General features: G+C 52.3%; 25 protein-coding genes and 1 pseudogene. 5 read left to right on the top strand and 21 right to left on the bottom strand.

Annotation, left to right across the window (positions count from 1 at the left end):
* Positions 1 to 366: 366 nt before the first annotated feature.
* Positions 367 to 690: a hypothetical protein gene (locus tag B5D39_RS02845; protein WP_078788872.1), complete on the top strand. Its 324-nt coding sequence runs from the start codon at positions 367 to 369 to the stop codon at positions 688 to 690.
* A 1,055-nt stretch (positions 691 to 1,745) separates the two neighbouring features.
* A complete protein-coding gene (locus tag B5D39_RS02840) occupies positions 1,746 to 2,336 on the top strand; it encodes a tyrosine-type recombinase/integrase (protein ID WP_078788871.1) in 591 nt (196 codons plus the stop codon).
* A 158-nt stretch (positions 2,337 to 2,494) separates the two neighbouring features.
* On the opposite strand, the gene B5D39_RS17395 is transcribed toward B5D39_RS02840, so the two are convergent.
* The 4 genes and pseudogenes from B5D39_RS17395 to B5D39_RS02820 form a co-directional block, all read right to left on the bottom strand.
* On the bottom strand, positions 2,495 to 4,060 hold the full coding sequence (locus B5D39_RS17395) for a recombinase family protein (RefSeq protein WP_078788870.1): 1,566 nt from the start codon (positions 4,058 to 4,060) through the stop codon (positions 2,495 to 2,497).
* 329 nt (positions 4,061 to 4,389) lie between these two features.
* Positions 4,390 to 4,755: pseudogene (locus B5D39_RS17435) on the bottom strand (magnesium chelatase domain-containing protein); the annotation flags it as partial.
* A complete protein-coding gene (pgeF, locus tag B5D39_RS02825; protein WP_078788869.1) occupies positions 4,756 to 5,559 on the bottom strand; it encodes a peptidoglycan editing factor PgeF in 804 nt (267 codons plus the stop codon).
* Positions 5,560 to 5,593: 34 nt separating this feature from the next.
* The gene (locus B5D39_RS02820) at positions 5,594 to 6,193 is read right to left on the bottom strand and encodes a DedA family protein (protein ID WP_078788982.1); all 600 of its coding nucleotides are present in this window, start codon (positions 6,191 to 6,193) and stop codon (positions 5,594 to 5,596) included.
* 159 nt (positions 6,194 to 6,352) lie between these two features.
* Between B5D39_RS02820 and B5D39_RS02815 the strand changes: the two genes are divergently transcribed.
* Both B5D39_RS02815 and B5D39_RS02810 read left to right on the top strand, forming a co-directional pair.
* On the top strand, positions 6,353 to 6,718 hold the full coding sequence (locus B5D39_RS02815; RefSeq protein WP_208610533.1) for a hypothetical protein: 366 nt from the start codon (positions 6,353 to 6,355) through the stop codon (positions 6,716 to 6,718).
* 8 nt (positions 6,719 to 6,726) lie between these two features.
* Positions 6,727 to 7,668, top strand: a complete 942-nt coding sequence (locus B5D39_RS02810) for a tyrosine recombinase XerC (protein WP_078788867.1) — start codon at positions 6,727 to 6,729, stop codon at positions 7,666 to 7,668.
* A gap of 40 nt (positions 7,669 to 7,708) precedes the next feature.
* Here the strand turns inward: B5D39_RS02810 and B5D39_RS02805 are convergent, their stop codons facing one another.
* From B5D39_RS02805 to B5D39_RS02740, 14 genes are all read right to left on the bottom strand, one after another.
* Complete coding sequence (locus B5D39_RS02805) at positions 7,709 to 8,383, bottom strand: hypothetical protein (protein ID WP_078788866.1); 675 nt, start codon at positions 8,381 to 8,383, stop codon at positions 7,709 to 7,711.
* Positions 8,384 to 8,388: 5 nt separating this feature from the next.
* A complete protein-coding gene (locus B5D39_RS02800; protein ID WP_078788865.1) occupies positions 8,389 to 9,144 on the bottom strand; it encodes a DUF4388 domain-containing protein in 756 nt (251 codons plus the stop codon).
* Positions 9,145 to 9,323: 179 nt separating this feature from the next.
* Entirely contained in the window at positions 9,324 to 10,919 is a 1,596-nt protein-coding gene (locus tag B5D39_RS02795) for an acetyl-CoA hydrolase/transferase C-terminal domain-containing protein (RefSeq protein WP_078788864.1), read from the bottom strand.
* A 170-nt stretch (positions 10,920 to 11,089) separates the two neighbouring features.
* A complete protein-coding gene (gene truA, locus B5D39_RS02790) occupies positions 11,090 to 11,854 on the bottom strand; it encodes a tRNA pseudouridine(38-40) synthase TruA (protein ID WP_078788863.1) in 765 nt (254 codons plus the stop codon).
* Between the two features lie 118 nt (positions 11,855 to 11,972).
* On the bottom strand, positions 11,973 to 13,073 hold the full coding sequence (asd, locus tag B5D39_RS02785) for an aspartate-semialdehyde dehydrogenase (RefSeq protein ID WP_078788862.1): 1,101 nt from the start codon (positions 13,071 to 13,073) through the stop codon (positions 11,973 to 11,975).
* 30 nt (positions 13,074 to 13,103) lie between these two features.
* Positions 13,104 to 14,195 (bottom strand): 3-isopropylmalate dehydrogenase, encoded by a 1,092-nt coding sequence (gene leuB / locus B5D39_RS02780; RefSeq protein ID WP_078788860.1) that lies wholly within the window; start codon positions 14,193 to 14,195, stop codon positions 13,104 to 13,106.
* Positions 14,196 to 14,324: 129 nt separating this feature from the next.
* The gene (gene metK, locus B5D39_RS02775) at positions 14,325 to 15,491 is read right to left on the bottom strand and encodes a methionine adenosyltransferase (RefSeq protein WP_078788859.1); all 1,167 of its coding nucleotides are present in this window, start codon (positions 15,489 to 15,491) and stop codon (positions 14,325 to 14,327) included.
* A 66-nt stretch (positions 15,492 to 15,557) separates the two neighbouring features.
* Positions 15,558 to 15,881, bottom strand: a complete 324-nt coding sequence (locus tag B5D39_RS02770) for a hypothetical protein (RefSeq protein WP_078788856.1) — start codon at positions 15,879 to 15,881, stop codon at positions 15,558 to 15,560.
* On the bottom strand, positions 15,881 to 16,645 hold the full coding sequence (locus tag B5D39_RS02765; RefSeq protein WP_078788855.1) for a DUF169 domain-containing protein: 765 nt from the start codon (positions 16,643 to 16,645) through the stop codon (positions 15,881 to 15,883). Before B5D39_RS02765 ends, B5D39_RS02770 begins: the two co-directional genes overlap by 1 nt.
* A gap of 37 nt (positions 16,646 to 16,682) precedes the next feature.
* A complete protein-coding gene (locus B5D39_RS02760; protein WP_078788853.1) occupies positions 16,683 to 17,012 on the bottom strand; it encodes an RNA recognition motif domain-containing protein in 330 nt (109 codons plus the stop codon).
* Positions 17,013 to 17,027: 15 nt separating this feature from the next.
* A complete protein-coding gene (locus B5D39_RS02755; protein ID WP_078788852.1) occupies positions 17,028 to 17,285 on the bottom strand; it encodes a YkgJ family cysteine cluster protein in 258 nt (85 codons plus the stop codon).
* A 4-nt stretch (positions 17,286 to 17,289) separates the two neighbouring features.
* Entirely contained in the window at positions 17,290 to 17,601 is a 312-nt protein-coding gene (locus B5D39_RS02750; RefSeq protein WP_078788851.1) for a rhodanese-like domain-containing protein, read from the bottom strand.
* Between the two features lie 139 nt (positions 17,602 to 17,740).
* Positions 17,741 to 19,135 carry an adenosylhomocysteinase gene (gene ahcY / locus B5D39_RS02745; protein WP_244161329.1) on the bottom strand — a complete coding sequence of 465 codons (1,395 nt, stop codon included), beginning with the start codon at positions 19,133 to 19,135 and terminating at the stop codon, positions 17,741 to 17,743.
* The gene (locus B5D39_RS02740; protein WP_078788849.1) at positions 19,125 to 20,069 is read right to left on the bottom strand and encodes an ArsR/SmtB family transcription factor; all 945 of its coding nucleotides are present in this window, start codon (positions 20,067 to 20,069) and stop codon (positions 19,125 to 19,127) included. Before B5D39_RS02740 ends, ahcY begins: the two co-directional genes overlap by 11 nt.
* A 165-nt stretch (positions 20,070 to 20,234) precedes the next feature.
* On the opposite strand from B5D39_RS02740, the gene B5D39_RS02735 reads away from it, so the two are divergent.
* Positions 20,235 to 21,167 carry a rhomboid family intramembrane serine protease gene (locus B5D39_RS02735; RefSeq protein WP_078788848.1) on the top strand — a complete coding sequence of 311 codons (933 nt, stop codon included), beginning with the start codon at positions 20,235 to 20,237 and terminating at the stop codon, positions 21,165 to 21,167.
* Between the two features lie 106 nt (positions 21,168 to 21,273).
* On the opposite strand, the gene B5D39_RS02730 is transcribed toward B5D39_RS02735, so the two are convergent.
* The 3 genes from B5D39_RS02730 to B5D39_RS02720 all read right to left on the bottom strand — a co-directional run bounded on the left by B5D39_RS02730 (position 21,274) and on the right by B5D39_RS02720 (position 23,095).
* Positions 21,274 to 21,498 (bottom strand): hypothetical protein, encoded by a 225-nt coding sequence (locus tag B5D39_RS02730; RefSeq protein ID WP_078788847.1) that lies wholly within the window; start codon positions 21,496 to 21,498, stop codon positions 21,274 to 21,276.
* A 20-nt stretch (positions 21,499 to 21,518) separates the two neighbouring features.
* A complete protein-coding gene (locus B5D39_RS02725; RefSeq protein ID WP_078788846.1) occupies positions 21,519 to 21,725 on the bottom strand; it encodes a hypothetical protein in 207 nt (68 codons plus the stop codon).
* Positions 21,726 to 22,033: 308 nt separating this feature from the next.
* Entirely contained in the window at positions 22,034 to 23,095 is a 1,062-nt protein-coding gene (locus tag B5D39_RS02720) for an NAD(P)H-dependent flavin oxidoreductase (RefSeq protein ID WP_078788845.1), read from the bottom strand.
* Positions 23,096 to 23,117: the final 22 nt, after the last annotated feature.

Raw genomic sequence — 23,117 nt, 5'->3', positions numbered from 1 at the left:
ACAAGCTAGCCTAGAAGACCTATATCTAATCAAAGACCAGATTGACGACTTAATAGAGATTCAATCTCAAGAGAGGGATTACTAACATGAGTATTTCAAACCAATATAACGGCAAAATTTTTTCCCAAAGGTTTAGTGACATCTTAAAAAACATCGCAGAGTTAGAGATTTATGAGTTTGAAACGCTCGCGCGAGTAATTAAATCTTTAAGTGGAGCTTTTTGACCCGAACTCCACCCTTTAATTAACTATTCAGCGGCTGGCTGTGGAGCATCCGACGGAACAGCCAAAGCCGCCGAATAGTTGAAGTAAAAAATAACATACAAAAACACTGCCGGAACGGCACTCTCTTTAAGAAAGAACTAAAATGATAAATCTCAAATCAGTCTTAACAGGACCATTTAATCTAGCTGGTGAAAAAACAACCGTTTACTACAAAGATCTGGAAGGGAATTACAGCCAAGCCACCATAGCAATCAGAAGGATGAAAAATAAAGTTGAGTCAGACGGGATTAAGGCGGTAAGTGGACTTGGCTGGTCTGTGGCGGGCCTTTGGGATAATGAAACAAGGAAGTTCTTCACATTTGAAATGCTTACTGACAGTACCCTAAACATCATGGGCAAGGATTACCATGTTGTCTCGTCAACTCTTTCAGAAGTTGGGGGTGGGAATCTTTACACACTAGAATAACCGAATAAAGAGCTTAAATCTGTAGGGCAACCCACCTGCAGAGGATAGGCACATGTGCAGTAACCTAAATTTCATAGTCCCCGTTGCAGGGATTGCAACCTATTTATAAATGATAAAAGAAAAAGGGGGGCCTCCGGCTCCTCTTTTTTCAATTTATCTAAAAGTTAATTTTATAAGTAAAATTATGAAAACCGCTACATATGCCCGTAAGTTTATCTTGCTAAAAATTTACTATTAAATTTTTCCCAGGACACGGTGTTGATTTTATCATACTTTCGATTTTTTGTCAAGCAATTTCTGCGCCAGCCTTATGTAAATAACTATCTATTCATAGATAACTAGCTATTATTGCAACATTAAATTTCTTCTCCAAACTCAATGAATCTGCTATACAACCCCAGAAGCTCTACAACCCCTTAGGAGGTGTTTTTAAATGCCCTGTACCCATTGCCTCAATTTTGTTGAAAACTGGCCAGAACAAGCTGCCAGCGTGCAGGCGATACACGGTCCCATTGCTCTGCTAGAAGTTTTAGAAGAACTCTGTAGCAACTGCCCTAGAGACCGTGAGTGGTTCCTCTCTAAGTAAATTATTCAGAACACTTCGACCATCCTTTATAACTCATACAATCTCTTAGTTCTGACTGTTCCACGAACGGATTATATACATCCCCGAATTGTGCCATCTGTCTTGCCCTGAGTTTACAAGAATACATATCTCCAGAGAAATCCCCTCCAGGCTTACACAATTTAGTAGGGGCACATCCAGAAGTTAAAACAGAGGTCAAAACCAGTCCTAGAAGTATGCGTTTCAATGAAGTCTCCTTTTAAAATTTTTGTTTATTGTATACACCATTTCCCTTTTGTCAAATCTGCCTAGCAAAAAACCTGAATGCCAACTAATACGCAAAAGTTAGCATTAGAGAAAAGACCACAACCCCACTGTTTATAAGGGCTAGCGGTCTTTTTTGTATTTTAGTCGTTGACAAGACAGAATCTGAATGCTAAGTATTAGTCATTGAGTGAAAGAAACTTAGCATACGCAGGAGGCTGTGACCATGAACCCCAATCATCCAAAAGCAGGCGACTCCATCAAGGTTGAGCCGATCAAAGAACTGAAAGACATTAAAGCCATTAAGAAGCTCTTAGCAGACAATCCCAGAGATTTAGCCATATTCACCATTGGCATCAATACTAAGCTGCGTGCAAGTGACTTGGTAGCCCTTACTGTTGGCATGGTTAAGCACCTGCAGGCTGGTGACCACTTCATTATAAAAGAACAGAAGACAGGTAAAGACAACAGCATTACTGTCAACAATGCAGTCTATAACGTTATTCAACTGCTACTGGCTACAATGCCAGACGTTCAGGATCAGGAACCACTATTCCAATCCCGCAAAGGCAAAGCCGCTTTGACGGTCCCGTACATTAACAAGATAGTTAAAGGGTGGTGCAACCAGATCAATCTCAAGGGTAACTATGGTTCCCATACGCTGCGTAAGACGTTTGGCTATATGCACCGCACGCAGTTTGGCACTGACATACCAACACTCATGCAGATGTTTAACCACGCAACCCAGAAACAGACTTTAACCTATCTGGGCATCCAGCCCGAAGAGATCAAAGCGGCATACATGAAAGAACTGTAGTAAAGACAGAAGGTTGGGGCGGTACCGGTGTTTATGGCATCCCTTCAGCAGGTTTACCCAAGGAGAAACTTGTTAAACCATTTTTTCGTTAAATATATATAGATTTTGATTCAATAAACGATAAAAGCGATTGCTTTTCCTAAAAATAGCAAGATTTCTTAAATAGTTTTACACAATGGAATCTCAACAACTGAACCAAACCGGAACATGAACTGTAACACCATCTGATTGTAATCAACCACCACGGCTTCACACAACTCATGCAGTACTGCGTTTATAGCTGCCCTGTCAATATCCTCAGACCGAACTAATGCCCGTAATCTAGTTACCTGCTGCTTTATAATAACCGGTTGTGTCAGTTTTGCATTGCGGGTTAGCGTGTCAATCCGTGTATTATAATTCGCAATATCACGCTCCAAACCAGCTACAACTTGAACCAGTGTTATAGGTACACCGTCGTACTGTCCAGTTATCTGCAACTGCTCCTGCAGTTCATCAACTAGTTTGCCTGCTGTGATTGCGTCCACGGTGTTATCTAATTGCCCTTGACGCTCATCAACAGCATTCTTTAGCCGCAAAATCTCTGCCATAAGTTTTACGGGTCTAGTTGCTGTTATTTTGGCTGTAGATAATCCCGCAATCAGTGACTTTTCCACCATGTTGTAATTGACACTGTGATACTCACAACCGGCCCCAACCTTAGCCGCAACACAAACTAGACTCTCTCCATTACTCTTACCCTTGCGAGTGCCGCTGTACTTTCTGGTCATAGTACCACCACATACGGGACACTTACCCAGATTACTTAGTATGTTTTTAATCTCTGTTTTTTGCCCTTTAACACAATGCGCTTGCCGTTTTTGCTGGACTCTGTAAAAATCCTCTTCTGAGACAATAGCAGGGTAGTACCCTTTCACTGGCTCTTGCGGTACTCTTACTCCATCCACTTTAGTATGTGCTTCGTATGTGCCTATGACAGCAGGGTTAGAGAGTATCTTAGCTATATATGACTTATGCCATTGCTTAGCTTTACCAAAGCAAGGGACTTTGCTTGCATTAAGGCTTCGAACTATAGACTCTTGACCCTTACCGGCTAGACTATCTACAAATATACTTCGCACAACTGCTGCCCTGTCTGGGATCAATTCTATTCTGGTACGGTTACCGGCGGCATCTTTTACCACCTCAACCCATCCAACAGTTCTGCAGGTCAAAGGATTGCTGTTCGCCTCTTTGCGTTTTCTGTACCAGTTGTCCTTGCCTCTCTCTGACTTAACCTTGCTTTCTTCGTTGGCACGACTAGCCATAAAGATGATTTCAAGTAAGTACAGCGGGTCATTCTCCATATTTTTCTGCGTAAATATTTTAGGACTAGGGTAGAGCGTAACTATATCAATACCAGCAAGGATGATAGGCCCGATAATAGTTATAATAACGTTCATCGGGGGTTGTCGGCTCAACCTGTCCAATGATTCCACAATAAGGACGCTGCCAGCTGGTACGCTTCCCGCCTGAACATCCTTTAGAAATGCTGCTAGTCTGTGGTCCCCTGTGGTATTCTTGCCGCGAAAAGCTGAAACCCCTTTCAGGTCGTCATAACTGGCTACCAATTCAAGATTGTTTTTCTGGCAGTACAGTTCTGTCCCATCATTCTGACGATCAGAAGAAAACCCTTTTTGCTGCTCTGGTGTGCTGAATCGCTTGTAACTGTAGGCTTTACGCATAAATGAACCCCTCCACTATGGGTCCACCTATATATAACATGAGCAGGTTGTGCCCCCCCCGCAGCTGAGACCTCAATGGCCCGCTTGGCATGGTCCTGTCCCCGCACTTCACAAAAATCCTCACCATGCTCTTCCTGTTGCTGAAAGAGTTGATGCAGATCAATCTGTTTGGGTATGATCTCCAGCTCACCACGCAGGAACTGAACCACAACGGCCAAGGTGGCAGCCGGCAGTACCTCAATCCCCTCAACAACAGCAGCTTCGGCAGCATTTTCAACCGGCAGAATTAGACCAGAAAGTCCAGCCTGGCGGGCAGCTACCGCCACCGGCAAGGCGCCCCGCACCGGCTTCAGGCTGCCATCAAGGGAGAGTTCACCCAGTAGAATATAGCGCTGTAGGCGATCACCGGTGATGGTTCCAGTGGCAGCCAGGATGCCGATGGAGATCGGTAGATCAAAGGCAGATCCTTCTTTCTTCAGATCTGCCGGTGCCAGGTTTGCGGTGATCCGGCGTGGAGGGAAATCATAGCCACTGTTTTTTAAAGCTGCCTTGACCCGATCCTTACTTTCTTTTACCGCACCGTCCGGTAGTCCCACCGTGGAAAATTGAGGCAAGCCCTGGGCAATATCCACCTCAACATCAACCAGAATAGCGTCGATACCGACAACGGCGGCACTCAGGACCTTGGCCAGCATTTAGGCTTCCTTCAGCATGATAAAGCCCATCTGACGTCCGGTTTCTCCCCCGTCACGACGATAGGAGAAAAACCATTCTTTTTGACAGCAGACGCAGTGACCGAGCGTCTGGATTGCATCAACCCGCAGGCCGGCATCCTCCAGTTGCATCCGGTTTGCCAAGGCAAGATCAAGGCGCCACTTACCGGCTCCTGTCGGCTCAGCAACGGCATTCCAGAGCACCGTGAGGTTTTTAAATCCATCTTTAACCGGTTGGTCTACCTCATAGCAGCAGGAGTTGATGCAGGGGCCGATAACAGCCTGTATATCTTTGGTACGGCAGCCAAAAATCTTGGCCATCCCTTCCACCGCCTGTAATACGATCTGTGCTGCGGTGCCCTGCCACCCGGCATGAACCGCAGCAATGACCTTTTTAATCGGGTCAAAAAGCAGGATCGGCACGCAGTCTGCTACGGTGACCCCGATCATCACATCGGGCTGATTGGTGATGATGGCATCCGCCTCAAGGCCGGTAAAGTGGGAAAAATCATCGTTGGGTGCATCAATAACCAGAATATCGGTGCCATGATTTTGGCGAACGGTGACCAGACGTTCCTGGGTAATGCCAAAGGCCCGGGCCAGCAGGCTGCGGTTTCCTTCAACATTATGGGGAGAATCTTCGGTATTCATACCCAAATTTAATGAGTTGTAAGGTGGTCGCGAGATACCTTCATGGCGGGTTGTGAAGCCCTGAATCGTTGCCGGGGATGTTGTTTCAAAGCTGGGCGCAAGATAGTGAATGCGTCCGATGCGGGTTGTTTCCATTTGATTTCCTTTGCCTTTCAAGGCGTATTACGGTTTAATGCCTGCGGCGGCGATGCCACCAGACGTAGCATGCCACCAGCCCGCAGCTGGCAAGTACGACCCAGAGCAGGGCACGATGGGACCAGGCCACAACCAGTTCCTGATTCTGGCCGATGGCATAGCCGATCCAAGTCAGGATACTGCACCAGAGACCAGCTCCCAACAGGGTGTAGAGAGAAAAACGCAGGTGGTTCATACCGGCAACGCCAGCCGGGATAGAGATCAGATGTCGGATTACCGGCAGCAGCCGGCCAATAAAGGTTGATATCTCACCATGTTGTAGAAAGAATGCTTCAACTCGCTGAAATTTGTCCGGCGGAATCAGTACATAGCGGCCATATTTAAGAATCAGGGGACGTCCCAGATAATGGGCGGCATAGTAATTGGCATAGGCACCGGCCAGGCTGCCAAAGGCTCCAGCCAGAATGGTCGGCAGCCAGTCCATCCGCCCCTGATGGATTAAATAACCAGCCGGTGGCATCACCAGTTCACTGGGGACCGGGATGATGGAGCTTTCCATGGCCATCAGTAAAAAGATGCCGGGGTACCCCATAGAACCGATGGTTTCCAGTAGCCAGTGAATTAATGAGTGCAGCATGACGTTCCTTTGTTGGGCAAAATGCACCTCTTTATACCTTAAAATTACGGGCGGCACAACCGCCCCCATGAAGGGAGTTTTTCAATGAAAATCAGGTTTGTTGTTTTGTTGCTTGTTGCACCATTACTGTTTGGCGGATGCGCTGCTTATAGAAACATGAAAAGCCAGGAAAATTGTGACAAGATGATCAAGGATTACAGTCGCATGGTCCGCTGGAACGAGGCAGAAAAGGTTGGTATTGTTTTTGTTACTCCAAAGCAACGTCCTGCTTTTGATAAGACAGCTGAGTCGATCCGTCGACGTAATGTATCAATGGTTGACTACCGCATTCTGGCCAAGCAGTGCATGACTGAGAAAAAGAAGGCAGAGGCCACGGTAGAATTTGACTATTTTGTTTTGCCTGACAATCGCTTAAAAACCATCACCGATCATCAAACCTGGGTATTGCTGGAGGAAAATCCACAGGATCCTGAAGCTGGTGAAGGCTGGAAGATAACCTCTCCCCTGCCTGAGTTCAAGTAGCTTTACCGATGGCAGGGCTATCAGCACAGGTTGCCGCATTTCTTGAATTTCTGGCAACGCAGCGTAATGCCTCGCTCCATACCATTGCTGCATATCGTAATGACCTGAGCAGATTTACTGCATTTGTCTGTCAGGAGCGTGGTGAGGGCAGTACTGCCTCAGATGTTGATCACCTGCTGCTACGACTTTATCTGGCCCGCTTAAACGGCGTCAGCGAGCTTCACCCAAACTGCTATGCAAAGAGTAGCATTGGGCGAAAGCTGGCAGCTATCAGGGCATTTTTTGCTTGGTTGATACGGACCAGACAGCTTGAGGTTAACCCGGCTGAGTTGATTGCCACACCCAAGCGTGAACAGCGGCTTCCCTTCCACCTAAACATTGACCAGATAGTTACGCTGGTTGAAGCACCGCCACAACAGGCTGGTGATGAGCCATGTAAAAACAGGGATACCGCTATTCTTGAGCTGCTCTACTCAAGTGGTTTGCGTGTTTCCGAACTGACTAATCTGTCAATCGGGGATGTTGATCGCGCTGCCGGTATGGTACGCGTGCTAGGGAAGGGAAGTAAGGAGCGGATTGTTCCGATAGGTGCAGTTGCACTGGTGGCCTTGGAACGCTATCTGGCTGAACGGGGCCACCCTGATGATAATGCTCCGCTTTTTCTTGGCAGCCGTGGCGCTCGAATTAACCGCAGGGCTGTTGCAGAGCTGGTCAAGCGATGGTCGAAGCTAATCTCAACTTTTAAGTCTGTTTCACCCCACACCTTACGTCACACCTTTGCTACCCACCTGCTTGAGGCAGGAGCTGACCTGCGCTCAATCCAAGAGCTACTGGGGCATTCTTCGTTGTCAACCACGCAGAAATATACCCACGTCGGGATTGATCAGTTGCTGAAGGTGTATGACAAGGCCCATCCCCGCGCCCATGAACAGGACAAGGGAGGCGACTAACGTCACCTCCCTTGTCTTACGTCCGTAATTCAAAGATATCTCAGGCCAGTTCGATGGTAATTTTAGCTCCCTCTTCGACCTTCAGTTTGCGTTCAATACCGGGTCCAACCACCAGCGCATTATCATACTGCATTTCAACATCATTGATAATCATGACCGGGAAAACGCCCCCGCCCCCTGCATCAGTGATGACCTTGAATTTCTTGCTGGATTTTCCAAAAAAGTTACTAATATGTTTGGCTGTTGCCTGACTGACGGCAACCATACCCAGCTGATCAAAACTGCTGCTGACATCACCTTTCTGGAGATGGGCAATCCGCAACATCATACCTTCAGTGCCGCTGGCAGTCGTTGCTGCCACAACCGGTGCCGCACCAGGTTTAGGGACCAACTGTTCAAGCTTACGCAGGGCAAGATTCAGGGTTATGTTAACCATGGACGTGTTAACATTCTTTGAGCAGAGCACGCTGATGAAGGCGCCGATTAACGGTCTGACAATCAGCCGACCTTCGGAAAAGCGCAGTTCCATGCTGGACATGGTTTGTGAAATCTGAAGTGCGTGCAGACAGTCAAGTATTGTTCCGGCAGCAGTACCAAGCTGCTTTTCATCAAGTATGAGCGGACAGGCTGCAGCAAGGATCTTGCCCTGATCATTGTAGATAGTGCTGCCAATTACGCCGTCTATTGCGGTTATCTGTTGCAGGATAGTCTGCATGAACCCTACCTCCCCGGTACCAGAGCGGTTCTGATCTCAGCTTCAATGGCATCCAGTTTGTTGCCGGCAGCCACAGCAACACCTAAATAGTGCTGTTTTGAATCATACATCAGCAGATCAAAATGCTGGGTTTGAACAGCAGCCGATTTAAGCTCTCCCAAGCCAAGAAAATCACCCAAGGTGTTGCCTGATTGGGCCAGAAAGAGGGTCTTGGCTGATAGTGCCTCAGCCTCCATACTGTCATCCTGAATCGGATGCCCCTGTTTATCCAGCAACACGGCATAGGTAATGGCATCAATCTGCATAACCCTGGCAGCTGCGGCACTCATGGTGCGTTGCGGGCTTGCCGGATCAACCGGCCGGGGCTCTTTACGGCGTTCGCTGGTTTCAATTACATCCGCAAATGATTCTTCAGGAGCAGCAGTTGCAGCAGCATTATTTTCTTCATCCATCCTGCGGTGTGCTTCCAGCAGCAGGAAGTTAAGACTGCAGTGGATGGTGCAGACGTTGGTGGTCATCTCTGGTGCAAGGCTGAAGTTGCCGCCAGGCCACTTCAGAATCTCATAGATGGCATCCTCACCACTGAATGAGGCCTGCTCGGCATGGATAATTTCACCATCGACAAAATAGATCGCACCGCGGTGATCCAGATATTCCACCGTAATGCAGCCTGAATAGCGATTATGTCCCTTGATCTGGATGACGTCGGCGAGCGAAAGACCGGCAATCTCACCCTGGAAGCCGTTAACTGCGTCTGCCATGAATGAACTCCCGTGTGGAATATGCCCTGAATAGAAGAGCGGATATCATGAATTTGAGATCTTACGCACTTTATTGCCTAAGCGCAAGGAGGAATTTTATTGCAAAATCTGACAGAGAGAAATAAAAAACCCCGCCGGAAAACCGGCGGGGTTTTTTATACAACTATCTAATGATGCTGCTATTCGCAGAGATCGACTTTAACGTCCCAGTTTTTCAGCTTCATGGTGCCGTTCTTCTCAAGGTTGAGGTGCATCTTGAAGGCACGATCCCACAGTTGTGGCTCGTGGCCAACCTTGCGCTTGAGACAATCTGCCTCGGCAATGTTCAGATACTCGGTCAGCTGAGCTTTGTAATCTGGGTGTGCGCACTTCTCAATGATCCGGCGGGCACGGTCCTTAGGAGCCATACCACGCAGGTCAGCCAGGCCCTGCTCAGTGATCACGCAGTCCAGGTCGTGCTCAGTGTGGTCAATGTGTGAGCAGTGTGGCACCACGCAAGAAATACCGGTTGGGTCGGTCTTGCTTGGACGGCTTGAAGGGGTGTGCATCATCTTCAGGTAGCCGTTACGCAGGAAGTCGCCGGAACCACCCAGGCCGTTGATCATCCGAGTACCGCCAACCAGGGTTGAGTTGGCATGTGCAAAGATGTCAATCTCAACCGGGGTGTTCATGGCGATACAACCCAGACGACGGATCGGCTCAGGTGCGTTGGAGATGGAGAGCGGACGCAGGGTGATCTTGTCGAAATATTTGTCCATGTTGGCAAAGAATTTCGGGAAGCCCGGGTCGGCAGACAGAGACAGTGAGCAGGAAGATGCACAATCCAGCTTGCCGGAGTCAAACAGGTCCAGCATGGTGTCCTGCAGAACTTCGGTGAACACGGTCAGGTTCTGGAAGGGACCTTTTGCCAGACCACCGATAACAGCGTTGGCAATGGAGCCAACACCGGACTGGATCGGCAGCAGGTTCTTGGGCAGGCGACCAGCCTTCACTTCATGGGTAAAGAAGTCAATGATGTGGTTGGCAATTGCCTCAGAGGTGTCGTCCTGCTCAGCAAAGGCACGGCCTTGGTCACGCAGTTTGGACTCAACCACGGCAATAACCTTGCTCGGATCGCAAGGGATGGAGATGGAACCGATGCGGGAATCAGCGCGGGTGATGTTGAACACCTGACGGTTAGGCGGTGTCAGGGGGGTCAGCAGGTCGTGGATACCTTTGAAAGAAGGCTGTCCGGTGTTTACCTCGATAATGACCTTGTCGCAGATCATCAGGATTTCTGGGATAACGCCGCAGGAAGAGGTCGGAACCAGGCTGCCGTCTTCCAGAATCTCGGAAACTTCAATAATGGCCAGGTCCAGCTTGCCGGTTGGGGAATCCTTGGTGTAGAAACCATAGCCCAGATCCTGAGCAAACAGGGAAAGGTGCTTATCGCCCATCCGGATGCGACCGGCGTTGATACCGGCAGCGATGTCTTTACCGGTCTGATATGGCCAGCGACGATCGATCATGTCGTTGATTGCCCAACGGTTTTCAGTCTCTGCACCAACGGAGGCGCCGATGAACAGGTTGAACTTCAGTTTGCCTTGCAGATTGTTTTTCTCAACATGCTCAGCCAGGGCGATAGGTACCACTTTAGGGTAACCAGCCGGAGTAAAGCCTGACCAGCCAAGGTTCATGCCGTCTTTGAAGAAATCAATGCACTGCTCGGGGGTTTTTACCTTGTCCAGCAGTGATTTGCACTGAACGCGGTCTTGCAAAGTTCCGTACTCTGACATCTTACTACCTCCTGTTTTGTTTTTGTGTCTACACAGCGTCGAAGCATATACGCAACGGCGAATAGAACTTTAAAAAATAATGTAAAAACAAATCGTTATAAAAATTCTACATTACTTACGGTAAAGTAGAACCGGATTTTACTTAAGCGTGTTCCCAGAGTCAAGGCAATTTATTCAGTTTTTTGCATGACGGATTTATCAGGGTATACGACCTGCAGCAGGCAAAGCCCCTGAGGCGGTGCTGTCACACCACTTCGCTGTCGGTCCGGTTCTGCCAGCAGGGTGGCTACATGCTCTGGGGCAAAGCGGCCTCGCCCCACATCCACCAGAGTCCCGGCCATGATCCGCACCATATACTTCAGAAATCCGCCACCGGTAACATCAATGGTAATAAACGCCCCCTGCTGGTTGATCAGGACAGCATCAATCCTGCGATGGCTGGTAACCGCGCTGCAATTGGCGCCACGGAACGCAGCGAAATCATGCTCACCCACAAAATAGTCTGCCGCTTGCCGCATTGCTTGTAAATCCAGTGTGTCTCGCACCTGCCAGGAGGTACGACAGTTAAGTGGGCTACGAATCGGGCTGTTGTAGATGGTGTAACGATAGGTCTTGGCCCGGGCACCACCGATAGCACGGAAATCGGCAGGAACTTCTTCGGCAGATTGGATCGCAATATCCTGCGGCAGATGGGTGTTGACGCCATCCACAAATGCCTTGAGCGGGATCGTTGATTCAGTGCGAAACACCGCCGGCATGGCAACGGCATGGACCCCGGCATCGGTGCGACCGGATGACTGTACCCGCACCCGTTTGCCGAGGATTTTGGCCAGGGCCAGCTCTACGGTTTCCTGGATTGAGATGCCGTTGGTCTGCTCTTGCCAGCCGCAGTAGTTAGTGCCGTCGTATTGGATGATGAGTTTAATTGTTCGCATACTAATCTTTTGCCACAGAGGACACAGAGTTCACAGAAAAAAAACGGGATAAGCAAAACCCCCGGCCAGAAGCGGCGCGGGGGCTTGATACAGCATATAAAACGAAAAAAGACCGTTTCTACTTCTCCAGCAGGATGCGCAGCATCCGGCGCAACGGCTCTGCAGCACCCCACAGCAACTGATCGCCGCAGGTAAAGGCCTGCACGTACTGGGGGCCCATCTTCATCTTGCGGATCCGGCCGACCGGTACAGTCAGGGTGCCGGAGACCGCAGCCGGAGTCAGACCGGCCAGGCTGTCGGCCTTGTTGTTGGGGATCAGCTTGACCCACTGGTTGTCATTGGCGATTAACGACTCAATCTCAGCCAGTGGCAGGTCCTTGTTCAGCTTGATGGTGATGGCCTGACTGTGGCAGCGCATGGCACCAACCCGTACGCAGATGCCGTCCACCGGGATCGGGTTGTGGGAACCCAGGATCTTGTTGGTCTCCTGGAACCCTTTCAGCTCTTCGCGGCTCTGGCCATCCTCAACCTCACGGTCGATCCAGGGCAGTACGTTGCCTGCCAGCGGAAAGCCGAACTCCTTGGTTGGCATGGAGCCATCACGCAGGGTTTCAGTCACCTTCTTGTCGATTTCCAGGATGGCAGAACCGGCGTCCTTCAGCTCTTCAGCCACCACACCCTGCAAAACTCCCATCTGGGACAGCAGTTCACGCATATTGGGGGCACCTGCGCCGGAGGCTGCCTGGTAGGTCATGGAGGAGATCCACTCCACCAAACCGGCCCGGAACAGACCGCCCAGGCCCATCAGCATCAGGCTTACCGTACAGTTGCCGCCGATAAAATCTTTCTGGCCATTGGCCAACGCCTTATCGATCACGTTGCGGTTAACCGGATCAAGGATGATCACGGCATTATCTTCCATCCGCAGGGTGGAGGCCGCATCGATCCAGTAGCCGTTCCAGCCCTGCTTGCGCAGTTCCGGGTGGACCGCCTTGGTATAATCGCCCCCCTGGCAGGTGATGATTACATCCAGCTTTTTCAGCTCTTCAATATCATCAGCCTTTTTCAGGGTGCCTGCCCCCATCGGGGCAGGCTGACCTGCCTGGGAGGTGGTGAAAAAGACCGGCTCAAAACCGAGGGCAAAGTCGTTCTCCTCCTGCATCCGCTGCATAAGGACCGAGCCGACCATGCCGCGCCAACCAACGATTCCGACTTTCATAGGGATCACTCCTTTGTGAAGAGTTGTAATTTAGCCAAGCGCCGCAATAATGGCGTCGCCCATCTCTTTGGTATTCACCAGCTTCTCGCCCGACTTGTTCTGGAAGATGTCGCGGGTACGGTAACCCTGATCCAGCACAGTCTCCACAGCGGTGTCAATGGCGTCAGCCGCCTCAACCATGCCACAGGAGAACTTGAGCATCATGGCAGCGGACAGGATCTGGGCGATTGGGTTGGCAATCCCCTGACCAGCGATGTCAGGTGCTGAACCACCGGATGGCTCATACATGCCAAAGCTACCTTCAGCCAGGGAGGCAGAGGGGAGCATCCCCAAAGAACCGGTCAGCATGGCTGCCTCGTCGGAGAGGATATCGCCGAACATGTTTTCGCACAGGATCACGTCAAACTGCTTGGGCCACTTGACCAGCTGCATGGCAGCGTTATCCACGTACATGTGGGACAGCTCCACATCAGGGTACTGCTTGGCAATATCAATCACCACTTCGCGCCAGAGCACGGAAGAGGAAAGCACGTTGGCCTTGTCAATGGAGCAGACCTTTTTGCCCCGCTTTTGGGCTGCTTGAAAAGCAACATGGGTGATCCGCTCAATCTCCGGCACGCTGTATTTCATGGTGTCGATGCCGATCCGGTTGCGGCCTTCACCCTCAATCCCTTTCGGTTGGGAAAAGTAGATGCCGCCGGTCAGCTCGCGGATAACCAGTACGTTGAAGCCGCCGCCAATCACTTCCTCTTTCAGCGATGAAGCGCCGGTCAGGGAGTGGAAGATAATGGCCGGACGCAGGTTGGCGTAGAGACCGAAGATCTTGCGCAGCGGCAGCAGTGCGCCTCGCTCAGGCTGCTCATCCGGGGGCAGGGTTTCCCACTTGGGGCCGCCCACCGAACCGAACAGAATTGCATCGGAATCCTTGCAGATATCAATGGTGGTCTGGGGCAACGCCTTGCCCTCATTGTCAATGCCCGCACCGCCCACATTGGCAAAGGTGCCTTCAAAGGTTACGTTGTATTTCTGGCCAATCACGTCCAGTACCCTGGTTGCCTCAGCCATCACCTCAGGTCCGATACCATCACCCGGCAGGACCGCAATTTTAAAAGTCTTCGCCATGTTCCACCCCTCTGTCAAAAAAAGTGCGCTACCTTACTGTATACATTAGATGTTTGTCAATCATCGCGAAAAAGGGGCGATCTCTTTGGAGACCGCCCCTTGCATAAACGTCAGGATTGACGGCTCCGGTTACAGTCCAGCCTTCTGTTTCAGGATCTCTGCCTTATCGGTTTTTTCCCAGGTAAACTCAGGCAGTTCACGGCCAAAGTGACCATAGGCAGCAGTCTTCTGATAGATCGGACGCAGCAGGTCAAGCTGCTCGGTGATGGCGCGGGGACGCATGTCAAAGACTTCCCGCACCAGTTCTGACAGACGGTGTTCAGACACTACGCTGGTACCAAAGGCATTGACCATGATTGAGACCGGCTCTGCCACACCGATGGCATAGGCCACCTGTACTTCGCAACGCTCGCACAGGCCGGCGGCCACCAGGTTCTTGGCAACATAGCGGCCCATGTAGGCAGCGGAACGGTCAACCTTGGAAGGATCTTTGCCGGAGAAGGCGCCGCCGCCGTGACGACCCATGCCGCCATAGGTATCCACGATGATCTTGCGGCCGGTCAGACCGCAGTCGCCCATGGGGCCACCCACCACAAAACGGCCGGTGGGGTTGATGAAGAAACGGGTCTCGCTGTCCATCAGATGGGCAGGGATCACCTTCTTGACGACTTCATCCATGACCCCTTCAACAATGGTTTCATGGCTTACATCAGGGGTGTGCTGGGTGGAGATAACTACGGTGTTGACCCGCACCGGTTTGCCGTTATCATACTCAACCGAGACCTGTGATTTTGCATCAGGACGCAGGAACTTCAGCAGGCCGGATTTACGCACATCTGCCAGACGCTTGACCAGTTGGTGGGAAAGCTGGATCGGCATCGGCATCAGCTCCGGGGTTTCGTTGCAGGCATAGCCGAACATCAGGCCCTGGTCGCCAGCGCCTTGCTCCTTGAACATCCCCTCGCCCTCGGTGACACCCTGGGAAATGTCCGGGGATTGGCGGTCAAGGGAGACCAGTACTGAGCAGGTCTCATAGTCAAAGCCGGTTTCAGAACCGCAGTAGCCGATCTCCTTGATGGTGTTACGGACGATCTCTGCATAGTTCACCACGGCAGTAGTGGTGATTTCACCGGCAATTACGGCCATACCGGTGGTCACCATGGTTTCGCAGGCCACGCGGGCCTTTGGGTCCTGGGCCAGGATCGCATCAAGGATGCTGTCAGAGATCTGGTCAGCCATTTTGTCAGGGTGACCTTCGGATACGGATTCAGAAGTAAAGATAAATTTTTCAGCCATGTGCGTGAAACTCCTTTTGCGTAAAATATAGGTTGTTGCCAGACAAAACAAACTCGTTAAACGTAGTTATTGATCCTCAGCATCAGCATGGTTTTTGCTGCGGTGGCGGATGTACAGCTGGCCGCCCAGATCAAACAGCACCAGGCAGGTTACCAACAGCAGCAACGGACCATTATAGCGGAAAAAGGCAAAGCAGTTGAAAAACATATACAGCAGCACCACGCCGGTCAGCAGTTTGCGAACAGAGCCCACACCGGATTCAGCTGCATCGGGATCGCCGCCACCTGCCTGAAACAGCAGTGGGGCCAGGTGGTAGCCCACCGAGGCATCCACCAGCACCAACAGGATATTCACCACAAACAGCGGCAGCAACAGGGGGTCCATGTTCATTAACAATCACCTTCAGCAGTGATGTAATCCGGCGGTAAGTCGCAGCCGGACGGGATCTGGAACGGCACCGGGTAGCGGATACCGGCCTTGTGGGTGGCTGCCAGCCCTTCTGCAGTCCGCCCTAGCCAGGCAAACGGGATGCCGATGCACAGCTCATGGTCCTGGGTCATGCCAAAGCGGCGATCACCCAGACAGGGGATCTCCACCGTGGGCTCGCCGGTCAGCGCAACCTGGGCCACGGCCCGGGAGCAGACCCCGGCATCGCCGGAACTTTTCATGGTAAACTCGCCCCCTTTGTGAAACAGGAAGGCCTGTACAAACCGCATGGCCTGGGCTGAGTTAACATACAGCACCACCAGATCAGGAACCATACCTTCCACCGGACGGGCCAGGGGATAGGTCAAAAGCCCTTGTACATCAGGTGCCAGGCGGGGCATGGCTTGCTGCATGGCAGCGGCAGCAGCCTGATCCTTTTGATAGATGCCGTTATTAACCGAACCATCCAGCACCCGTTGCGGCGGCGTAATCAGGCCGACACAACCAGCCCCCAGCACACAATGGGCGCTGTTCTTGTCTGTCCAGGTGGACCAGCCGTACATCCGGCTGTAGGCGATCTGCTGGCAGACGGTCAGACGCTGCCCCTTGACCCGGATCTTCTTACCTGCAATCAGTGCAAGGTCCCTGACAATGGTAACGCCAACCGGCTGTGTGACCGAATTAACGGTTTCTTTGACAACGGCAAGAAAATGCTCAAGCTGTTCCATGGTCATGACCTCCCTGAGTATACGTAACCTTCTGGTGTTACGGCTTCTGGCGTGCCCGTGCCCGCCGCGACCCAGGCTGGGTATTGCCAGCGCCACGGGTAAGTGGCTTTTCATGTGCTTTTTGTGGATTGGCAATGCTGACCGTAATCACCCGGTTTTCCATCAATGCACCGTCCAGACACTCAATCGCCTCTTTCAGTTGCTCTTCATCAGCCATCCGCACATAACCGCACCCTTTTGATTTGCCGGTTTCAGGATCGGTAATGATATGCACTGAGGTCACGGTGCCAGCCACACTGAACATCCTGCGCAGATCTTCCGTGGTTGCTTCATAGGGCAGGTGCCCCACATATAATTCTTTAGCCATGCGCTGGTCCCTCTTTCAATCCGGTTGTGTCAACTGTTCCCAGCCTGTCAGGCAGTGCATCGCTTCGGCAGCGCTCTCGCCGCACATCTCTTTGTCTGGCTGCAGATTGCTGCAGACCGCCGGACGTTCTGGTTCACCAAAGATACGGCATCGGTTTTCCAGCGTCAACTGAACACAACGTATACCAGCCGGTTTTCCTTCAGGCATGCCTGGAATGGCAGAGCTGATGGAGGGGGCGATACAGCAGGCTGCGCAACCGGCCCGACATTCCATGGTGTTATTTTTCCAACGGCAGCCCGGCCTGACGCCAGGCGGGCATATCGCCATCCAGGTAGGCGATCCTGCTGTAGCCCCGTTTGGCAAGCATGGAACCAACCATCTCGGCCCGCGCCCCGGATTCACAGTACAGCACCAACTGTGCCTGCTTGTCCTGCGGCAATGAACCGGTCATTCTGAACAGCACCTTCCAGAACGGCAGCAGCAGTGAACCGGGGATATGCCCCATGCGGTACTCCATACCACTGCGTACATCCAACACCGTGGGTGGTGTTTTTGATTTTAACTGTTTCTGTAGTTCTTTGGGTTGCATTGAATGTATCCAAAACCCCTGAAATCTGATTTTTTCGTAAGGTCAAGGCGGGCAAGGATTCGGGCGGAGGCATAGATCTGCTATGCCGCACAACCGAATCCGAAGCCCAACGCCGAGATTGCGGAAAAAGCGCATTTCTTTAGTAACGGTAATGCTCTGCCTTGTACGGCCCTTCAACCGGCACGCCGATGTAGTCAGCCTGCTCTTTGGTCAGTGTGGAAAGTTGGGCATTCAGCTTCTTCAACTGCAGCCGGGCAACCTTCTCATCCAGATGTTTGGGCAGCACATACACGCCGACCGGATATTTGCCTGGATTACAGAAGATTTCGATCTGGGCAATGGTCTGGTTGGCAAAGGATGAGGACATGACATAGCTGGGGTGGCCGGTGGCGCAGCCCAGGTTCACCAGACGGCCTTTGGCCAGCAGGATGATCCGGTTCCCGGATGGCAGGATGATATGATCCACCTGGGGCTTGATCTCTTCCCATTGATACTGCTCCATGGCAGCAACTTCAATCTCGTTGTCAAAGTGGCCGATGTTGCAGACAATGGCCTGATCCTTCATCTTCAGCATATGCTCATGGGTGATGACATGGTAGTTGCCGGTGCAGGTGACAAAGATGTCGGCCTTGTCGGCAGCATACTCCATGGTCACCACGCGGTAGCCTTCCATGGCAGCCTGCAGGGCGCAGATCGGGTCAACCTCGGTCACCCAGACCTGGGCAGACAGGGCACGCATCGCCTGGGCAGAACCTTTGCCGACATCACCGTAACCGCAGATCAAGGCTACCTTGCCGGCAATCATCACGTCAGTTGCCCGCTTGATGCCGTCCACCAGTGATTCGCGGCAGCCGTAGAGGTTGTCGAACTTGGATTTGGTAACCGAGTCATTGACGTTGATGGCCGGGAAGGCCAGCTCGCCACGCTCATGCATCTGATACAGGCGGTGGACGCCGGTGGTGGTCTCTTCGGTTACTCCCTTGATCTGAGCCAGACGGGTTGAATACCAGGTTGGATCAACGGCCAGCTTGGCCTTGATGGCAGCAAACAGGATCGTCTCTTCTTCAGAGCCGGGGTTGCTCAGAACGCTGGCATCCTTTTCAGCCCTGGCGCCGATATGCAGCAACAGCGTCGCGTCACCGCCGTCATCCAGGATCATGTTGGAGAATCCGCCATCAGCCCATTCAAAGATCTTGTGGGTATAGTCCCAGTAATCGACCAGAGATTCACCTTTAACGGCAAAGACCGGCACGCCGGAAGCAGCAATAGCCGCTGCAGCATGGTCCTGGGTAGAGAAGATGTTGCATGATGCCCAACGCACCTGGGCACCCAGTGCAACCAGGGTCTCGATCAGCACAGCGGTCTGGATGGTCATATGCAAAGAACCGGTAATCCGGGCGCCTTTCAGCGGCTGGCTGGCAGCATATTCGTCACGTATAGCCATCAGGCCCGGCATTTCGGTCTCGGCTATCTTAATCTCTTTACGGCCCCAATCCGCCAGGCCAAGGTCAGCTACAATGTAATCAGTTCCCATGTTCATTCTCCTTTGTTGGTGTGTACGCCTGTATCAACAGCACCGCTTCCTGACCTTGCAGCGGCGGCACCTGTGCAATGGCAACCGTGCCGAAATCAGCCTCTTTCAGCCAGTGCCGTAACTCTTCCTCTTCAAACCCAAGCCATTGATCAGCCAGTTGCTCGCGGGCCAGTTCCCGTTCATGGCGGGCCAGATCTGCCAGCAGCAGCGATCCACCACCCACCAGCACCCTTTTTATCTCTGCCAACACCGAGGGCGGATCAGCCGCGTGATGCAGCACCATGTTCAGGATGGCGCAATCCACGGAGCGATCCGGCAGCGGCAGATGGTTCATCTCCCCCAGCCGCAGGTCAACCCCTGCAATACCGGAGGCATCCAGCCTGCGGCGGGCCTCATCCAGCATGGCCGGAGAGTGATCAACCCCGATCACGGAACAGGCCTTTTGGGTCAGGGCAGGCAGCAGGCCACCGGTACCAAGCCCGATCTCCACCACCTGTTTCCCTTGTGGTATCAGCGCCAGCAACTGCTCCCGGTAGTCCGGCACCGGAAGCAGGGTGCGGGCCAGATTATCCCACTGGCGAGCATGCTGATCAAAAAACTGCCGACTGCGCTGACGGCGGGCTTCCAGCACCGCAGCGATCTGCGCCAGATCTTTTTCCCGCTCCGGCAGTGTCTCCAGCTCCTGTTCCAGCACCGGCCTGATGGCGTGGAAAAAGGGCGACTCACTGCTGGCGCGATAGTAGCTCCAGGTCCCCTGACGTTTAACCGACAACACCCCCACCTCGGTCAGGATCTTGAGGTGTCGTGAGATGCGGGACTGTCCCATTGCAAGGATGGCGGTCAGCTCCTGCACGGTAAATTCACCACGCAGCAGGATCGCCACCAGACGCAGACGGCTGGCATCTGCCAGAGCTTTGAGAACATCAAGAAGCATAGATCAGTTTTCCTAAAATACTTAAATCAACTTTTCTTGATATAGCAACTTGCCTGCTGCTGAGTCAACAGAAATCAGAGCCCTGACCTCTTATTCAACCTTAGGGATGGAATTTTAATCACAGAGCAGCTGGTAAAGCCGCCAGGCTGTGATTATAGTTAAAATATGGATGCTCAGAATGAAACCGTAACCGCCCAATGGGACGTATGGCTGCCCCTTGACCCTGCTGCAGTCGGCATGGCGGAGCAACAGGTAAAGCCGGTCTGGCTGCTGGTTCTGTCGGCCAGGGAAATCCCGTATCGGCTAACCCCTGATCAGTCAGAGATGCAGCTACTGGTGCCGGAAGAGCATCTGCAGGCTGCCATCTATGAACTGCAATGCTATGAAACAGAGAATCGCAATTGGCCCCCGCCGTCACCCCCCACCCGTGAGCTGGATCAAAGCGTACTGGCAACACTTTCCATTTTGATCCTGCTGGCGGCCTTCCACAACTTTGTCCGTGCAGACCTTGTTATGATCAACGGGGCACTACCGGACTGGTTCAGCCTCGGCATGGTCCAGGCAGGCAGCATCAGGGCAGGTGAGTGGTGGCGGCTGATCACTGCCTTGACCCTGCATGCCGACCTGTCACATCTGCTGGGTAACCTTGCCATTGGCGGGCTTTTTGTTTTTCTGCTCTGCCGGGAATGGGGAACCGGTCTGTCCTGGTCGTTGACACTGCTGGCCGGTCTGTCGGGTAATCTTGCCAACGCCTGCCTGCAATCAGCAGCTCACAATTCAGTGGGGGCCTCAACAGCGGTTTTTGGTGTGGTGGGGATGCTGGCAGGGGTACGTGTCATCAGACACCGTCAGCACCAGCAGTACCGCTGGCCCTTGCCGGTAGCCGGAGCAGTGGCGCTGTTGGTGGTACTTGGCTCAGAAGGAAAGAACACCGATCTTGGGGCGCATCTGTTCGGGCTTGTGTCCGGCATACCGCTGGGTGTGGCTGTTGAGTTGCTGATCGGCCGAGTTGGCCCTGTACCTCGCCTGGCGAATCTGCTGCTGGGGTTGCTGAGTATGGTCTGTGTGGCAGGGGCGTGGTGGTTGGCGTTAAGCTGACGGGAAGCTCGGGGGTACAAGCCAGGCAGCAAGCTGAAGATTATCGGCCCCGGCTGGCCACAGCCTTGTTCAAACCTGCAATCACAGCAGAGTCTGCTAAAATATCTTAGTGCGTGCTGATACTTTTGCTGCTACCCGCATGTCTGAAGTTCGCTTCCTGCCTTGCATGGCGGGCCAGTTCATTCAGGCCGATCTCCCTCAGGTGCGGTGATTCCATCTGTGACAACAGAGTTGATAACTCCAGCCACTCATGCTGGATAGGGATTTCCGGAAGATGTTCATTGCGTAGTCGTTCTGCGATTGCGGCAAAATAGGCCTCATTTTTTTGCATGGCTATGTCCTTTATGGGCTTTAGGCTGTTTTATCAATAGACTGCTGAAATGGTACTAATGACACCTCTAACGGTTCTGTGTCCCAGGTGATTTCAGGGTAGAGTTGTTTGTCGAGACGAAGGTACGAACCGTCAAGTGCAGCATCAGCCCACCAGCACTCCCGGCGTCGTTCAGGAAGGATTCTGAACAGATACAGATCATTGTTTTTATCCCGTGCAAGATACATTCTGCGTCCTCCAGTCCAATGCTATTTGGATCAATCTGTTTAAAATAATTGAAGATAAATTTTATGTTAGTCTATTTCGGTTGTGGCTCCCAAGACAAGTGCCGATTGTGTGACAGCGTTTGTAGTTGTGTGGCCATATCAATAATTGAGCAGGGGGAACCTGTCCTTACGGAGAATCGAGGCCGGTTAAACTGCCTGCTTTGAAAATTACAGAAAGACAGGCCTGACCCCCATGGCACGAAAAAAGACAACAAAAAACCCGCCAGGAAACCGGCGGGTTTTTAAAAGCTATGCTGCAACAGCAAGCATTATTCCCCAAACAGCTCATCAAAGATCGCCTGTACCGTGGTGATCTTGTCTGCCTTCCAGGCATTGGTACCGCAGAAGACCAAGCCGGTCTCCACATCGCCTTGCTGGGCGCGGTCCAGGGCGGTGACGATACAGAACCGTTCGCCGGATTCCTTGTAGGAGCATTTTTTGAGGCAGCCCATCCGGCAGGGGGTGTGGTGGTCAAGATCATACTGGCGGATGTTGGGGGTGTTGGTCAGGATGGCGCGCCCAGGCAGGCCGGCAGGTGACATCAGCAGGCCGATATCTTCCTGCTTGCAGTCCAGATAGGCCTGTTTGAAGGCATCATCGGCATCACATTCTTCGGTGCAGACAAAGCGTGAGGCCATCTGTACGCCATCAGCACCTTCAGCCAGGGCATGCTCAAGATCAGCCCGATCCCAGATACCACCGGCAGCAATGATCGGTATCTCAACATGGTATTCATCACGGAAGAACTGTTTGATCCCTCGCACCGTGGCGTACTGGTCATAATCCCCCTTGCCGATATTCTCCATCTTCTCGCCCAGGTGGCCACCGGCCGTGTCCGGGTCTTCCACCACCACGGCATCAGGCAGGCGGTGGTAGCGTTTTTCCCAGGTACGGGCAATCAGTTGGGCAGCCCGAACTGATGATGCGATCGGTACCAGGGCCACATCAGGGGCATGGGCGGTCAGCTCAGGCAGGGAAAGCGGCAGACCAGCACCGCAGACAATTACCTGGGCTCCGGCCTCAATAGCAGATTTTACCAGCGGTTCAAAATCTGACAACGCCACCATCACGTTAACGCCGATAATGCCATCCGGTGCAATGGCGCGGGCCTTGCGAAGCTCGGTTTGAAAGGCCTGGGTCTCGGCCTGGAAATAGTTGGTACCGGTATAGTGGTCACTGTTCAGGGCGATTCCTGCTGCAGCCACCAATCCAATTCCGCCGCACTTGGCAACGTGGCCAGCCAGACTTCCGCCGGATATCCGCACTCCCATACCGCCCTGAATAACCGGAAACCGTGCGGTATGCTTGCCAATTTTCAATTCTTTGACCATGATCAATCCTCCCGATGCAGCA

The sequence above is a fragment of the Trichlorobacter thiogenes genome, from assembly GCF_900167465.1.
GTDB classification, from domain to species: domain Bacteria; phylum Desulfobacterota; class Desulfuromonadia; order Geobacterales; family Pseudopelobacteraceae; genus Trichlorobacter; species Trichlorobacter thiogenes.
Note: the sequence above shows the minus strand (reverse complement) of the source record. Positions and strands in the feature narration are given on the sequence as shown.